General features: G+C 72.0%; 12 protein-coding genes. 6 read left to right on the top strand and 6 right to left on the bottom strand.

The features are described from left to right. The first annotated feature begins 96 nt into the window (after positions 1–96). Entirely contained in the window at positions 97–693 is a 597-nt protein-coding gene (locus tag ACIQTP_RS04560; RefSeq protein WP_403396224.1) for a TIGR03086 family metal-binding protein, read from the top strand. A 78-nt stretch (positions 694–771) separates the two neighbouring features. Here ACIQTP_RS04560 and ACIQTP_RS04555 read toward each other — a convergent pair whose 3' ends face one another. Next, positions 772–1,401, bottom strand: a complete 630-nt coding sequence (locus tag ACIQTP_RS04555) for a CGNR zinc finger domain-containing protein (RefSeq protein WP_403396222.1) — start codon at positions 1,399–1,401, stop codon at positions 772–774. A gap of 134 nt (positions 1,402–1,535) precedes the next feature. Here ACIQTP_RS04555 and ACIQTP_RS04550 point away from each other — a divergent pair, with 134 nt between their 5' ends. Beyond that, entirely contained in the window at positions 1,536–2,591 is a 1,056-nt protein-coding gene (locus tag ACIQTP_RS04550; RefSeq protein WP_403396220.1) for a zinc-binding alcohol dehydrogenase family protein, read from the top strand. 23 nt (positions 2,592–2,614) lie between these two features. Further along, a complete protein-coding gene (locus ACIQTP_RS04545) occupies positions 2,615–3,508 on the top strand; it encodes a DUF3626 domain-containing protein (RefSeq protein WP_403396218.1) in 894 nt (297 codons plus the stop codon). On the opposite strand, the gene ACIQTP_RS04540 is transcribed toward ACIQTP_RS04545, so the two are convergent. Beyond that, complete coding sequence (locus tag ACIQTP_RS04540) at positions 3,448–4,080, bottom strand: PAS domain S-box protein (protein WP_403397246.1); 633 nt, start codon at positions 4,078–4,080, stop codon at positions 3,448–3,450. The genes ACIQTP_RS04545 and ACIQTP_RS04540 overlap by 61 nt on opposite strands. Before the next feature lie 160 nt (positions 4,081–4,240). On the opposite strand from ACIQTP_RS04540, the gene ACIQTP_RS04535 reads away from it, so the two are divergent. After that, entirely contained in the window at positions 4,241–7,420 is a 3,180-nt protein-coding gene (locus ACIQTP_RS04535) for a cytochrome P450 (protein ID WP_403396216.1), read from the top strand. 21 nt (positions 7,421–7,441) lie between these two features. Further along, positions 7,442–8,431: a phosphotransferase family protein gene (locus ACIQTP_RS04530; RefSeq protein WP_403396214.1), complete on the top strand. Its 990-nt coding sequence runs from the start codon at positions 7,442–7,444 to the stop codon at positions 8,429–8,431. A 124-nt stretch (positions 8,432–8,555) separates the two neighbouring features. Here the strand turns inward: ACIQTP_RS04530 and ACIQTP_RS04525 are convergent, their stop codons facing one another. The 4 genes from ACIQTP_RS04525 to ACIQTP_RS04510 are packed head-to-tail and all read right to left on the bottom strand — an operon-like array spanning position 8,556 to position 13,162. Then, positions 8,556–9,914, bottom strand: coding sequence for a GH1 family beta-glucosidase (locus ACIQTP_RS04525; protein WP_403396211.1), 1,359 nt, complete (start codon positions 9,912–9,914; stop codon positions 8,556–8,558). 29 nt (positions 9,915–9,943) lie between these two features. Beyond that, on the bottom strand, positions 9,944–10,837 hold the full coding sequence (locus ACIQTP_RS04520) for a carbohydrate ABC transporter permease (RefSeq protein WP_067360303.1): 894 nt from the start codon (positions 10,835–10,837) through the stop codon (positions 9,944–9,946). Further along, the gene (locus ACIQTP_RS04515; protein WP_099946846.1) at positions 10,830–11,831 is read right to left on the bottom strand and encodes a carbohydrate ABC transporter permease; all 1,002 of its coding nucleotides are present in this window, start codon (positions 11,829–11,831) and stop codon (positions 10,830–10,832) included. The genes ACIQTP_RS04520 and ACIQTP_RS04515 overlap by 8 nt, the downstream gene beginning before the upstream one ends. 14 nt (positions 11,832–11,845) lie before the next feature. After that, positions 11,846–13,162, bottom strand: coding sequence for an ABC transporter substrate-binding protein (locus tag ACIQTP_RS04510; RefSeq protein WP_403396209.1), 1,317 nt, complete (start codon positions 13,160–13,162; stop codon positions 11,846–11,848). Between the two features lie 169 nt (positions 13,163–13,331). On the opposite strand from ACIQTP_RS04510, the gene ACIQTP_RS04505 reads away from it, so the two are divergent. Beyond that, on the top strand, positions 13,332–14,717 hold the full coding sequence (locus ACIQTP_RS04505; RefSeq protein ID WP_402033278.1) for an ROK family protein: 1,386 nt from the start codon (positions 13,332–13,334) through the stop codon (positions 14,715–14,717). The last annotated feature ends 87 nt before the right edge of the window (positions 14,718–14,804 follow it).

Raw genomic sequence — 14,804 nt, 5'->3', positions numbered from 1 at the left:
GCAGGCGTACCGAACGTGCTGATTGAGGACCGTAACTGTCCGCAAGGGAGCCTAGTTTGTTCTCATCGGCCGGAAGGCACCCAGGAGGGGACCAGGATGAGCGATCTCGCGGGCTTCGAACTGCTGACCAGGGCACACACCTACCTGAGTGAGGTGGCCGGCGCCGTACCGGAGCGGGCGTGGGGCGCGCCGACGCCGTGCGGCGAGTGGACGGTGCGCCAGGTCCTCAACCACGCGCGACTGGATCAGCAGGCGTACGGCGCCGCGATCACCGGCGTCGACCGGCCCGACTCCGACCCCTTCCGGCCCGCCGACGCGCTGGACGCCGACGCGCGGACGGCGCTGGAGAAGGTGCTGCGGGGCGTGGCGGACGCCTACGCACAGCTGCCGGCCGACTCCCCGGAGGTCGCGACCCCGCTCGGACCGCTGCCCTTCCGGCTCGCCGCCGCCGCTGCCGCCATGGACGCCGCCGTGCACGCCTGGGACATCGCCGTCGCCACCGGCCAGGACGCGCCGCTGGAGGAGGAGCTGGCGGCGGGGATCAGGTTCGCGGCGGATCGGCTCGCCGATCATCTGCGCGACTCGTACGGGGTGTTCGCCGCCGCCCGCGAGGTGCCGGCGACCGCCGGCCGGGCGCAGGCGCTGCTCGCCTTCCTCGGCCGGGACCCGCACTGGACGCCCGCCGTGTCCTGACCTGCGGACCGAGAGGCGGGGGACACCACGGCGCCGTCGACCGGCCGACGCCACGGGCGCGGACGACGCGCCCCACCGTCACCGGCTGGAGTCGGCGCGGCTGCGGGACCGGTAGCCGGCCACCTTCGCGAGGTTGCCGCAGCGGTCCATGGAGCACCAGCGGCGCCGACGTGCCTGGGAGTCGTCCAGGAAGAGCAGTGAGCACGCGGGGTTCTCGCACTCCTTGACCCTGGCGAGAAGCGGGCCGCCGACCAGCAGGACGGCGTCCCGGGCCACGGTCGCGAGGGCCGCGGGTCCGGGACGCTCGGCCGTCCAGCGCAGCGGCTGCCGGGGGCCCGCGCCGTCGTCCCGCGGCTCGGCGAGCTGGGGGGCGAGGTCGGGCCGGGCCGCCGCCTCGTTGGCCCGCGTGACATCGGCCGGGTCGGGTGCCTCCCCGGCCATCGCGGCGCGTACGAGCCGGTAGAGGGCCTCGCGCAGGGTGCGGGCGTGGGCGAGATCGCCCTCGGTGACGCGCACCGGGATGTCGTCGGCCCCGGCGCTCAGGCCCGCGTCGGTGATCCAGCGGGCGAGGGCGTCGGGGTCCGGGAGCCGCTCCAGGGGGGTGGCGTGCCGCTTGCCGAGCGTGGCCACGAAGTTCAGGCAGGGGCGTCCGCCGATGAAGGGGAACGGCGAGGCGGGCTCGGGGACGGCGGCGGGAGCGGAGGGCATGTTTCGAGTGTAGCGCCTTGACACCGGTTGAAGTGGTGTCGCATGGTGACACCACTTCAACCGGTGTCACCGCTCTCGTGAATCTGCTCCGATTCCGCGGTGCTCCGGTGCGTCCACCAGGAAGCAGGTGCGGGATGCGCGCGGTGCGGATCGACGAGTTCGGCGGGCCCGAGGTGCTGGTGCCGGTGGAGGTCCCCGACCCCGTCGCGGGCCCTGGCCAGGTGCTGCTGCGGGTCGTGGCGGCGGGGGTGAACCGGGCGGACGCGCTGATCCGTGCCGGGCTGTACCACCGGGCCGGACGGCCGCCGCTGATCCCGGGCGTGGAGGCGGCCGGCGTCGTCGCCGCGGTGGGGGAGGGGGTGACCGGCATCGAGGTCGGACAGCGCGTCATGGCCCTGGACGGGGTGAACGCACCTGGTTTCTACGCCGAGTTGGCCGTCGTGCCCGCCCGACAGGTCACCGTCCTGCCGGACGGCCTGGAGCTGACGGAGGCCGCCGCCCTGCCCGTCGCCTGGCTCTCCGCCTGGTACTGCCTGCGCCATCTGGCGAAGGTGACCAAGGACGACACCGTGGTGGTGAAGGCCGCCGCGAGCGGGGTGGGCAGCGCGGCCGTCCAGATCGCCGCCGAACTCGGCGCCCGTGTCGTCGCGCTCGCGGGTTCACCCGACAAGACCGCCTGGGCCGCCGGATTCGGCGCCCACGACACCCTCGACACCTCCGCGCACCCGGGCGACGCGGAGGTCGAGGAGGTGCTGCGGCTGACCGGCGGACGGGGCGCGGACGTCGTCCTCGACACCGTCGGCGGCCCCGCCTTCGGACGGAGTCTGCGCGAGGTCGGGCACGGCGGGCGGGTGGTCGCCCTCGCCAACGTCGCCCTGGAGCCGAGCACGATCGACACCCGCGACTTCTATCCGAAGAACGCCGCCGTCCTCGGCTTCCAGCTCACCAATCTGCAGATCCACGGCTACGACCCCCGCGAGGACCTGCGCGAGCTGGCCCGGCGGGTCGCGGCGGGCACGTACCACGTGCCGGTCGAGACGGTGGTCCCGCTGGACCAGGCGCGCGCGGCCCACGAACGCCTGGAACGGCGCGACAACCGGGGCAAGATCGTACTGGCCGTAAATGAGTTGCGGATGTCCGGCCCGACGGGTGATCTCCAAGAGTCCCGGGGTGGGGCGAAGAAGTCGTAGGAAAACAGGGCGGGGAGGGGCCAGTGGACTTCGGGGACGGCCGCACACCCCAGGAGCGGGCGCTGCGCCATGTCGCGGCCCTCTCCCGCGGCCCGGCGGTGGACCCGGCGCTGCGCATCACCCTGAACTTCCACCCCGACCGGCTGGCGGGCCGACTCCCGATCCTGGAGGTGCTGGCCCGGGACGGCGCGTACGTCTCACAGTTCGTCACGGGCACGAGCAACGGCGGGCTCACCGCACACCCCGGCGGCGACCGCTGGCGCTGGGAGAGCCGGATCTTCGGCGCGGCGTACGACGTCGAACCCGCGCACGAGCGGCCCGTGTACGGCGGCCTGAACTTCCGGCGCCAGGTTGTCGGCGCGGCGCCCCGCTTCGGCTCCTCGCACTTCCGGCTGACCGCTGCGGCCCTGCGGCGGGCCACCTTCTGCTATCCCGACAGCGCGGCCGAGCCCTCCGCGTTCGGGGTCGCCGCCGGGATGTCCCTGATCGAGCTGGCCGAGGCGGACGAGCAGGACGCGCTCAACGACTACATCGAGGCGCAGGTGCACGGCCCCGTCGACCTGGCGAGGGACGTGGAGGCCCTGGTCCTGGACGCGAGCTACCGCGGCACGGCCGTCGAGGAGGCGGCCCGGCGGCTCCCGTGCCCCGTGGAATGGCACCTTGGCTACCGGCTCCCGGTCGATGAGCTGCGACGCCACCCGGACTTCCGCGGCCCGGAGTTCGTCGCGCTCGGCGCCCGGATCGCCGAGGACGGCCGGCTCGACCCCCGGATCATCGGGGACGCCGCCCGCACCGGCCGCCACGAACTCCAGGACCTGAAGATGGTGTGGCACTGCCTCGCGCGCTTCGGCGCCCCTCAGGGGGCGGGCACGGCCGTGGGCGGCCACACTCCCGGAGTCAGTACGCCCAGCGCGTAGGCGCGCGCGACCAGTTCCGTACGGTTGGCCGCGCCCCAGCGCTCGGACAGGCGCCGCAGGTGGTAGTTGACGCCGTCCACGGTCAGGCCCGTCTCCCGGGCGGCCCGCGCGGTGGTCGCGCCCCCGGCGAGCAGCGCCAGAATGCGGATCTCGGCCGTGCCGGCCGCCGGCTCGGGCGACCGCTCCACGACCGGGCACTCGCCGAGCACGCGGACCATGACCAGCAGTGCGGTGCTCGCCTCGACGGAGTCACTGACCGGGTCCGCGGTCAACTCGCCCTCGCGCCGCACCCCGTCGGCCGCGTCCCAGCGCACCGAGACCGGATAGCGCGAGCGACGGCGCAGCCGCAGCGCCTGTGCGATCCGCTCGATCTGCCAGGGCTCCTGCGGCCGGAACAGGTCCAGGACCTTGCGCCCCCGCAGGCCGCTCGACGTGGCGCCCCACTCCGCCGCCATGGCCGGATTGGCCAGGATGATCGCCCCGTACACATCACAGACCGCGACCGGCATGGGGATGCGGTCGAACAAGGTCATGGCCCGGTTGCGCCACACCACCGCGTCCACCGTGTCCATCGCCACCTCCGGACCTCCTGCCATCCCGCCGCGGCCGTGACAAGGGCGTACCGGCCCCGGTGACTACAGAATCATGTAGTGAGGTGGCGCGGGCACGCCGGGTCCGACGATCAGGCTGGGAGGGCAGGACTTCCGTACCGTGAAAGGCAGTTGTCGCGCCATGTCCCCCACCGCGCCGCACCCGCAACCCGCACACTCCCTCCACGACATACCGGTCGTCGACATATCCGACACCGGACCCGGCCGCACCCCTCTCCAGCAGGTGATGGAGCTGACGCGCGCGCACGGCCCCGTGCTCGTACGACGGCTGCACGGCCGGGACACCCTCTTCGTCGGCGATCTCGACCTGGTCACCGACCTGGCCGACGAGACCCGGTTCGCCAAGGCCGTCGGACCCGCCCTGGAGAACGTCCGCGCGTTCGCCGCCGACGGACTGTTCACCGCCTACAACGACGAGCCGAACTGGGCCAAGGCGCACGACATCCTCATGCCCGCCTTCGCGCTGGGCTCCATGCGCGCCTACCACCCCGTGATGCTGCGTGTCGCACGCCGGCTGATCGATTCCTGGGACCGCGGCGCCCGCGCCGGACAGCCCGTGAACGTCCCCGACGACATGACCCGCATGACGCTCGACACCATCGGGCTCGCCGGGTTCGGTTACGACTTCGGCTCCTTCGAGCGCGAGGAACCCCACCCCTTCGTCGAGTCCATGGTCCGCTGCCTGGAGTGGAGCATGACCCGGCTCAGCCGCACGCCGGGCAGCGACCACTCGGCGGCGGACGCGGCCTTCCGCGCCGACGCCGACAACCTCGCGCAGGTCGTGGACGAGGTGATCGCCGCCCGCGTGGACGCCGGACCGAACGCCGCCGACGCCGGGGACCTCCTCGGACTGATGCTCACCGCCGAGCACCCCGCCGACGGCACCACGCTCGACACCGCCAACATCCGCAACCAGGTGATCACCTTCCTGATCGCTGGCCACGAGACCACCTCCGGCGCGATGTCGTTCGCGCTCTACTACCTGGCCAAGCACCCCGCCGTACTCCAGCTCGTGCAACGCGAGGCCGACGCGCTGTGGGGCAGCGCCGCGGACCCCGAGCCGACGTTCGACGAGATCGGGCGGCTCACCTACACCCGGCAGGTGCTCAACGAGGCGCTGCGGCTGTGGCCGACCGCCGCCGCGTTCAGCCGGCACGCCCGCGAGGACACCCTGCTCGGCGGCCGGATCCCGGTGCGCGCCGGACAGGCGGTCACCGTGCTCGCCCCGATACTGCACCGGCAGCCGGTGTGGGGCGACAACCCCGAGCTGTTCGACCCCTCGCGCTTCACGGCGGAGGCGGAGGCCGCGCGCTCCCCACACGCGTTCAAGCCCTTCGGCACCGGTGAACGCGCCTGCATCGGGCGGCAGTTCGCCCTGCACGAGGCCACCATGCTGCTCGCCATGCTCGTCCACCGCTACCGGCTGCACGACCATGCCGACTACGCGCTGACGGTCAAGGAGACGCTCACCCTCAAGCCCGACGGGTTCACCCTCACGCTCACCCCGCGCACGGCCGCCGACCGCGTCCAGGCGCCCCTGCCCGGCGCCGCCGCCCAGAACCCGGCGCAGACTTCGGCCGGCGCGGCCACCCTGCCCACCCGGGTGCGTAGCGGCACCCGCGCCCTCTTCCTGCACGGCAGCAACTACGGCACCTGCCGTGAGTTCGCCGCCTCGCTCGCCGACGAGGCCGCCGGAATCGGCTGCGACACGGAGGTGGCGCCGCTGGACGCGTACACCGACGGGCTGCCCACCGACCGCCCCGTCGTCATCGCCGCCGCCTCCTACAACGGGCAGCCCACCGACGACGCCACCGCCTTCGCGGCCTGGCTCGACACCGCCCCGGAGGCCACCGGCGTGACCTACGGCGTCCTGGGCGTCGGCGACCGCAACTGGGCCGCCACCTACCAGCACGTTCCGGCCCGCATCGACGAGCGCCTCGCGGAAGGGGGCGGCACCCGGATCCTGGAGCGCGCCGCGGCCGACGCCTCGGGCGACCTCGCCGGCACCGTCCGCACCTTCACGGCCCGGCTGCGCACCGCTCTGCTGGAGCGTTACGGCGACCCGGACGCCACCGCCACCGAGGAGCCCACGGCGGCGTACGAGGTCCGGGCGCTGACCGGCGGCCCCCTGGACGCCCTCGCCGAGCGGCACGGGCTGCTCCCCATGACCGTCACCGAGGCGTACGACCTCACCGCGCCGACGCACCCGCGCACGAAGCGTTTCGTCCGGCTGGCCCTGCCCGCCGGCACGACCTACCGCACCGGTGACCACCTCACGGTGCTCCCCGTCAACGACCCGGCCCTCGTCGAGCGGACCGCCACCGCGCTCGGCCTCTACCTGGACACGGTCCTGGACATCCGGGCCACCCGCCCGCGCCGCGACGGCATCGCGGTCGACCGGCCTCTGACGGTACGCCAACTCCTCGCACACCACGTCGAGTTGCAGGAACGCCCGACCCCCAGCCAGCTCACCGCCCTCGCGGCGGCCAACCCGTGCCCGCCGGAACGAACGGCCCTCGCGGCGCTCGCGGGCGACCCGCGCACCCTGGTCGAGGTGTTCGAGGCCCACCCCGCCCTGCGCGGCGCGCTGGACTGGCCGGCCCTGCTCGACCTCCTCACCCCGCTGCGGCCCCGCCACTACTCGGTGTCGTCCTCACCCGCGACCGACCCCGGCCACGCCGACCTGATGGTCTCCCTGCTGGAGGCCCCGGCCCGCTCCGGCCGGGGCACGTACACCGGAGTCGGCTCCGGCCATCTGCACACGGTCAAGCCCGGCGACACCGTCCTCGCCCGCGTCCAGCCCTGTCGGGAGGCCTTCCGGATCGACGCCTGCGCGCCGGTCGTGATGGTCGCGGCGGGCACCGGACTCGCCCCGTTCCGCGGCGCCATCGCCGACCGCCGCGCCCGGCTGACTTCGGGAGCCGAACTACTGCCCGCCGTCTGCTACTTCGGCTGCGACGCGCCGGACGCGGACTACCTCCACGCGGAGGAACTCCACGCCGCCGAGGCCGCCGGGGCGGTCTCCCTGCGCCCGGCCTTCAGCGCGGCGCCCGTCGAGGGTGTGACCTTCGTGCAGCACCGGATCGCCGCCGAGGCGGACGAGGTCTGGGAGCTGCTGGGGGCCGGGGCCCGGGTGTACGTGTGCGGCGACGGCTCGCGCATGGCGCCCGGAGTCCGCGAGGCCTTCCGTACGCTGTACCGGGACCGTACACCGGACGCGGACGGGGCGACCGCCGAGAGGTGGCTGGACGAGCTGATCGCGAACGGGCGTTACGTGGAGGACGTGTACGCGGCCGGGTGACCGAAGGAGCGGGTGGGGCGCATGACGGAGGACTCCTGGGAGCGGGCGCGACGGATCCTCGCGGCCGCCGGACTGCCGCCGGACCGCCTCGCCCGCTGCCGCCCGCTCGACGGTGGCACGTACAACACCGTCGAGGAACTCCTGTTCACCGACGGCACCCGCCATGTGCTGAAGGTTCCGCCCCCGCAGACCGCTCCAGGTCTGCGCCACGAGCGCGAACTCCTGCTCTCCGAGGCGGAGTTCTACCGTTCGGCGGCCACCGTCGACGTACCGGCGCCGCGCGTGGTGGCCACCGGGGGCCGTCACCTCCTCATGACGGCCTGCCCGGGCCAGGTATGGGACGGCACGCTCACCGGCAGCGAACAGGCCGACCTGCGCGCGGAGTTGGGCGGCCTGGTGGCCCGGCTCCACCAGGTCACCGGGCCCGGCTTCGGGTACCCCTCCGGGGCCCTCGGCCCGCTCGCCCCCGACTGGCGCACCGCCTTCACCACCATGTTCGACGCCGTCCTGGACGACGCCCGCCGTTACCGGGCCTGGCTGCCCCGGCCCGTGGACGAGGTGGCCCGCACGGCGAAGGCGGCGTACGACGTCCTGGACGAGGTCACCGACCCCCGCCTGGTCCACTTCGACCTGTGGCGGGGCAACATCCTCGTGGACCGCACGCACGGCACACCCCGGATCGGTGGCCTCATCGACGGCGAGCGCATGTTCTGGGGCGACCCCCTGGCGGACTTCGTCTCCCTCGCCCTCCTCGGCGACATCGAGCAGGACTCCGCCTTCCTGACCGGCTATCGGAACGCGGGTGGCCACGCGGACTTCGGCACCGGCGCCCGCCGACGCCTCGCCCTCTACCGGGGCTACCTCTACCTGATCATGCTCATCGAGACCGTTCCCCGCGCCGTGGGCGACGACCAGGCAGCCTGGACCCGCGAGGCGGTGGCTCCGCAGCTCGTGGCGGCCCTGGACGACATCGGCCGGCAGGGAGCAGGCAAGCGGGTGCCGGCGCACTGAGGCACGGCTGCGCAGTCGCCGTTCGTGCCGAGGGAAGCCGCCGTCCAGCTCGGCCCTCGCCTTCGGCTGGACGCGAGCTCCGGTCGAGGAACACGCGCGTCCAGCGCGAAGGCCAGGACGTACGTCAGGCCGCGCTGCGCCTGCGCTCCCCGTGGGCCCGGATGATGTCCGCGTACCGGTGCCCGCTCCCCTTCACCGTGCGCCGCTGGGTCTCGTAGTCGACGTGCACGAGGCCGAAGCGCTTGTCGTAGCCGTAGGCCCACTCGAAGTTGTCGAGCAGCGACCAGGCGAAGTATCCGGCGAGGGGGACGCCCTTGCCGGCCGCCGCGGCACAGGCGGCGAGGTGCTGCTCCAGATACCGCGTGCGCTCGGGGTCGTCGACGGTGCCGTCGGGGCGGACGACGTCGGGATAGGCGGAGCCGTTCTCGGTGACGTACAGCTTGCGGGCGCCGTAGTCGTCGGTGAGGCGCAGCAGCAGGCGCTCGATGCCGGAGGCGTCGACCTCCCAGTCCATGCCGGTGCGCGGAGCGCCCAGGCGGCGCACCGTGCGCACCCGAGGCGCGGGTCCTGAGGGGTCGTCGGCGACGGTGGACGGGAAGTAGTAGTTGAGGCCCAGCCAGTCCAGGGGCTGCGCCATGGTCTCCAAGTCACCCGGCAGCTCCGGGAGTTCGACCCCGTAGACCTCACGCATGTCCGCAGGGAACCCGCGGCCGTGTACCGGGTCGAGCCACCAGCGGTTGGTGTGTCCGTCCAGTCGACGGGCCGCCGCGACGTCCTCGGGGCGGTCGGTGGCGGCCTCGACGCTGGAGAGGTTGTTGACGATGCCCACCTGGGCGTCCGGCGCCGCCGCCCGGATGGCCTGCACGGCCAGGCCATGGCCCAGGAGCAGGTGGTACGAGGCGGGGACCGCGACCGCCAGATCCGCGAGGCCGGGAGCCATCCGGCCCTCCAGGTGGCCGATCCAGGCCGAGCACAGCGGCTCGTTCAGCGTCGTCCAGTGCTGGACGCGGTCGCCCAGGCGTTCCGCGACCACCGACGCGTACGAGGCGAAGTGGTATGCCGTGTCGCGTGCCGGCCACCCGCCGCGGTCCTGGAGCACCTGCGGCAGGTCCCAGTGGTAGAGGGTGACGGAGGGGGTGATGCCCGCCTCCAGCAGGGCGTCGATCAACTGGTCGTAGAAGTCGAGCCCCTTCGCGTTCACCGGGCCGTCGCCGCCCGGCACCACCCGGGGCCAGGCGATGGACAACCGGTAGGCATTGGTGCCCAGTTGGCGCATGAGCGCGATGTCCTCGCGCCAGCGGTGGTAGTGGTCGCAGGCGATGTCACCGTGGTCGCCGTTGTCGATCTTGCCCGGGGTGTGCGAGAACGTGTCCCAGATGGACGGCGAGCGGCCGTCCTCGGCGACGGCTCCCTCGATCTGGTAGGCCGACGTGGCCGTGCCCCACAGGAAGTCCTCGGGGAGTGCGGCAAAGTCGATGGTCACGGAAGTCCCTTCAGGGGATGAGGAGTCGGTCACTTGACGGCTCCGGCCGTCAGGCCGGCGACGAGGTAGCGCTGGAGCAGCAGGAACCCGGCGACCACCGGGACGCTCACCACGAGCGAGGCGGCCATGATCTGGTTCCAGTACACGTTGTTGAGCGTGGAGTAGCCCTGGAGCCCGACGGCGAGCGTGCGCGTGGTGTCGTTGGTCATCACCGACGCGAACAGCACCTCGCCCCAGGCGGTCATGAAGGCGTAGACGGCGACGGCGACGATGCCGGGGATCGCGGCGGGCACGACCACCCGCAGCAGCGCGCCGAGCGGCCCGCAGCCGTCCACCAGCGCCGCCTCGTCCAGATCGCGCGGCACCGAGTCGAAGTACCCGATCAGCATCCAGATCGAGAACGGCAGGGAGAAGGTGAGATACGTGAGGATCAGGCCGCCGCGCGAGCCGAACAGCGCGATGCCCGTGGCGTTGCCGATGTTGACGTAGAGAAGGAAGAGCGGGAGGAGGAAGAGGATGCCGGGGAACATCTGCGTCGAGAGCACGGTCACCGTGAAGACGCGCTTGCCGCGGAAGCTGTAGCGGCTCACCGCGTACGCCGCGAAGACCGCGATCACCACCGAACAGACCGTCGCCGCGCCCGCCACGATCAGCGAGTTCACGAAGTACCTCGCCAGCGGGACCGTCGACCAGATGTCGATGTACGGACGAATCGTCAGCCCGCTCGGGAGCCAGCGGAACTTCCCCGAGACGTCCGCGAGCGGCTTCAGCGAGCTGGAGACCATGACGTAGACCGGTACCAGGACGAAGCCGGTGAGCAGGGTGAGAAAGATCCTGCGGGACCAGAGGAAGGACCGCGGGGGAGCCATCGGCGAGCGGGGCGCCTTCGAGGCGCGGGGCGCCGTCTGCGCGGTGCTAGACATCGGCCGTCTTCCTTCCCCGGGAGGTCAGCAGCAGGTAGACGCCCGTCACGACGAGCAGGAAGAGCAGCAGCAGGACCGACATCGCGGATCCGGTGCCGAAGTTCCAGGTGACGAACGACGCCTGATAGATGTGCACCGAGATGAGGTCAGCGGCCTCCGGAGCGGTCCTGCCGAACAGGACGAACGGCGTGTTGAAGTCGTTGAACGTCCACAGGAACAGGACCAGCACCAGCACCTGGTTGACCGGGCGCAGCGACGGCAGGGTGATCCGGCGCAGCTGCTGCCACAGACCGGCTCCGTCGAGGGCGGCGGCCTCGTACAGCTCCCCGGGGATGTTCTGGAGGCCGGCCATGACGATGAGGAACGCGAACGGCCAGCCCTTCCACACCGACACGGTGAGCAGGGCGTAGAAGCTGTTGTCGCCGATGAGCCAGAAGGACGGCTTGTCGGTGAGGTGCAGCTGGTCGTGCAGGACGTGGTTCACCAGGCCGTTGTCGTGCTGGAACATGAACACCCAGGTGATGACCGCCGCGTACACGGGCAGCGCGTACGGGATGAGGAAGAGCGCCCGCAGCAGACCGCGGCCGCGGAAGGTGTCCTGCATGTAGATCGCGGCCGCCGTGCCGATCAGCCAGCACAGGCCCACCGACAGCAGGGTGAATCCGACGGTGACGAGGAACGAGTGCAGCAGCGCCTTGCCGACGGGCGCGCTGAAGTCCACCGACACCTTGTAGTTGTCGAATCCGGACCAGGGTGCGGTGCCCCAGTCGCGGATGTAGAACTGGGTGAGCTCCTTGAAGCTCATGAAGATGCCGATCACCATCGGCACCAGGTGGACCAGGAGTTCGAGGATCAGGGCGGGCAGGAGCAGCAGATAGGGCAGTGCGATGCGCCGGATCCGCCCGGGGCGGCGCGGTCCGCGCGCCGCCCCGGGGGAGTCCTTGGGCACCGCCCGTTCGCCGGAATCGGCGGAGGCGGCGGTCGTGGTGGTCATGAGGGAGTCCGCGCTCACTTCGCAGGCATCTGCTGCTGGGCCTTCTCGAGCTCAGCCTTCACCGACTCCGTGGTCACCGCGCGTCCGGCGGCCGCGGCCGCGAACAGAGTCTTGACGGCCGTACCGACCGTCGTCTCGAACTGGGACTCGTCGGCGACCTGCGGAAGGGCGGCGGCGCTCTTGGCCAGGGTGTCCTTGAGGACCGCGTTCGCCGGGGTGTTGAAGGTGGCGTCCGTCTGGGCCGTCTTCACCGGCGGGATCGAGCTGTACGCCGTGTTGAGGATCTTCTGCTCGGCGTCGCTGGTCATGAACTTCACGAACTTCGTGGCGCCGTCGAGGTTGTGGCTGTTCTTGAAGACGGCCAGGTTGATGCCCGCCACCATCGAGTTGACGTTGGTGCCGGTTCCCGGGGTACCGGACTGCACGGGGACCGGGGCGATGCCGTACGCGTCGTCACTCATGCCCTGCGACTTGAGGTTGGCCGACGCCGACTGCCACAGCAGCATCGCGTTCTTGCCCTTGGCGAAGTCGCTCACGGACTGGTTCTGGGCGTACTCGGCGTTGCCGGGCGCGATGATCTTGTCCTTGGCCATCAGGTCGACGTACTGCTTGACCGCCGCGACCGTGCCGTCCGAGGTGAAGTCCGGCTTGCCGTCGGCCGTGAAGAAGTCGGCCCCGTGCTGCTTGGCGAAGACGAAGGTGTGGTGGATGTTCTCCGAGGGGTTCGAACCCTCCGCCCCCAGGCCCCACTTGCCGCCCTTGGACAGCTTCTTGCCGTCGGCGATCAGCTCGTCCCAGGTGGCCGGCGGCTTCGTAAGCCCCGCGTCGGCGAACATCTTCTTGTTGTAGTAGAGCGCGTACGCCATCGAGTACAGCGGGACCGCGGCCGGGTCCTTGCCCTGCGCGCCCGTCGAGCCGAGCGCCGATTCGACGAAGCGGTCCTTGCCGCCGATCTTGGCGAAGTTGCTCGCGTCCCACGGCAGCAGCGCGCCGGTGGCCTGCAACGAGGCACTCCAGGTGTTGCCGATGTTCAGGACGTCGGGGCCCTGACCCGACGTGGTCGCGGTGAGAATCCGGTTCAGCAGGTCCGACCAGGGGACGACCTCCACCTTCACCTTGATCCCGGACTGCTTCTCGAACTTGTCGAGTTCGGGCTGGAGGACCTTCTTGTCGACCTCGATGCTGGCGCCCTGGTTGGAGGCCCAATAGGTGAGCGTCTTCGGCGAGTCGTTGGACCCGCCGCCCGTCGACGAGCCGCCACCACAGGCGGTCACGGCGGTCAGCAGGGAGACGGTGACCGCACCGGCGGCCGCGGCTCGGATTCTGCGCATGGCTGCGTATGTCCCTTTCCCGGAGGGCGAGCCAGGAGGAGCGCCCGCGTTCACTTCTCGAACGACCCTCATGGCTTAATTTAGGACGTGAGTTAAGACCCGGAAGAAAGTCGCGTCAAGGGATCGCGCAGGGGTATCTTGCAGGTCGGGCGGGCCGGAAGGGATTCACATGGCGGTTCGGAACGGGCGGACAGTGCGTGACCTGCGACGCGGCAATCGCACCGCCGTGCTGCAACGGTTGTATTTCGATGGCCCCTTGAGCCGCTTCGAGCTGGGGCCGGCCACCGGCCTGAGTTCCGGTTCCGTCAGCAACGTGGTCGCGGAGCTCGTCGCGGACGGTCTGGTCGAGGAGGCCGGAAGCGTCGACTCCGACGGCGGCCGCCCGCGTACGTTGCTGCGGGTCGTACCCGGCAGCGGCCACATGATCGGCGTCGATGTCGGCGAAACCCGCGTCCGCGTCGAACTCTTCGACCTGACCCTCACCGAACTCGCCCGCACGGAGAGGCCGCTGGAGCGGCAGGGGTACGGGGGTGACTGGGCGTCGGAGGGCGACGAGGCGGCCCAGGGGGAAGGGCCGTCTCTGGGGGGCGGCGGACCGTCGTCGAAGCGTCGGGAATACGACGTCGATGTCATCGTCGGGCACATCCGGGACGGCATCGCCGAGGTCCTGGACGAGGCGGGCATCGCCCCCGAGCGGCTGCTCGGCGTTGGTATCGGCGTCCCGGGAATCGTCGCCCGCACGCCCGAGTCGGGTGCGGTGGTGCACGGTCAGACGATCGGCTGGGACGCCGTCCCGCTGGAGTCCCTGCTCCGCTCGGCCTGCCAACTCCCCGACGTGGTCCCGTACTTCGCGGACAACGGCGCCCGGACCCTGGGCCAGGCCGAGATGTGGTTCGGCGCCGGACGCGGCGCGCGCAACGCGGTCGTCGTCCTCTTCGGCTCGGGCGTCGGCGCCTGTCTGGTCACCGAGGACGTGGAGCACGGCCGCTCGGTGGAGTGGGGCCACCTGACGGTACGGGTCAGGGGGCGCCGCTGCCGGTGCGGAGCCCTGGGCTGCCTGGAGGCGTACGCGGGCGCGGAGGCGCTCCTCGACCGCTGGCGCGAGGAGGGCGGACGCCCGCCGGAGGGCACCGACGAGGAGACCGCGCTCACCGCGATGCTCACCGCGGCCTACCCGACCGAGGAGGGCGTCGAGCCCAACCCCGTGGCGCTCGCCGTCCTGGAGGAGACAGCCGAGTACCTGGGTGCGGGCCTGTCCGACCTGATCAACCTCTTCCAGCCCGAGCGGATCCTGATCGGCGGCTGGGCGGGCCTCCAGCTCGGCACCCGCTTTCTGCCCGCCGTCCGCCGGTACGCGGCCTCGTACGCCCTGCGTTACCCGGCCGAGCGCGTCTCCATCGACCTCGGCCGGCTCGGTCCGGACGCCGTCACGGTCGGCGCCGCGATCCTGCCGCTCGCCGACTTCTTCGCGCGGGGCGGCCGACGGGCCGAGCCGGTGAGCGAGGGCCCCTCCCCGGCCTGGCGCACCGCTCTGGAGGAGCGCGCCCCGCACTGACCCACAGCCGGGGTTCACGACGTCCGTTCCCGCAACCGGTGGGTCGTTGAGCAGCGGGGCAGGGGCTCCTGAGATCGTCCGGCCCCC

Origin of the sequence: Streptomyces sp. NPDC090798 (assembly GCF_044768965.1) — a bacterium.
In the GTDB taxonomy this organism is placed as follows: Bacteria; Actinomycetota; Actinomycetes; order Streptomycetales; family Streptomycetaceae; genus Streptomyces.
Note: the sequence above shows the minus strand (reverse complement) of the source record. Positions and strands in the feature narration are given on the sequence as shown.

Coding starts and splice junctions, on each gene's coding strand:
- ACIQTP_RS04520 (WP_067360303.1), bottom strand. CDS start 10,837: ATGTCTAGCACCGCGCAGACGGCGCCCCGCGCCTCGAAGGCGCCCCGC.
- ACIQTP_RS04555 (WP_403396222.1), bottom strand. CDS start 1,401: ATGCCCTCCGCTCCCGCCGCCGTCCCCGAGCCCGCCTCGCCGTTCCCC.
- ACIQTP_RS04550 (WP_403396220.1), top strand. CDS start 1,536: ATGCGCGCGGTGCGGATCGACGAGTTCGGCGGGCCCGAGGTGCTGGTG.
- ACIQTP_RS04505 (WP_402033278.1), top strand. CDS start 13,332: ATGGCGGTTCGGAACGGGCGGACAGTGCGTGACCTGCGACGCGGCAAT.
- ACIQTP_RS04530 (WP_403396214.1), top strand. CDS start 7,442: ATGACGGAGGACTCCTGGGAGCGGGCGCGACGGATCCTCGCGGCCGCC.
- ACIQTP_RS04515 (WP_099946846.1), bottom strand. CDS start 11,831: ATGACCACCACGACCGCCGCCTCCGCCGATTCCGGCGAACGGGCGGTG.
- ACIQTP_RS04540 (WP_403397246.1), bottom strand. CDS start 4,080: ATGGACACGGTGGACGCGGTGGTGTGGCGCAACCGGGCCATGACCTTG.
- ACIQTP_RS04560 (WP_403396224.1), top strand. CDS start 97: ATGAGCGATCTCGCGGGCTTCGAACTGCTGACCAGGGCACACACCTAC.
- ACIQTP_RS04535 (WP_403396216.1), top strand. CDS start 4,241: ATGTCCCCCACCGCGCCGCACCCGCAACCCGCACACTCCCTCCACGAC.
- ACIQTP_RS04510 (WP_403396209.1), bottom strand. CDS start 13,162: ATGCGCAGAATCCGAGCCGCGGCCGCCGGTGCGGTCACCGTCTCCCTG.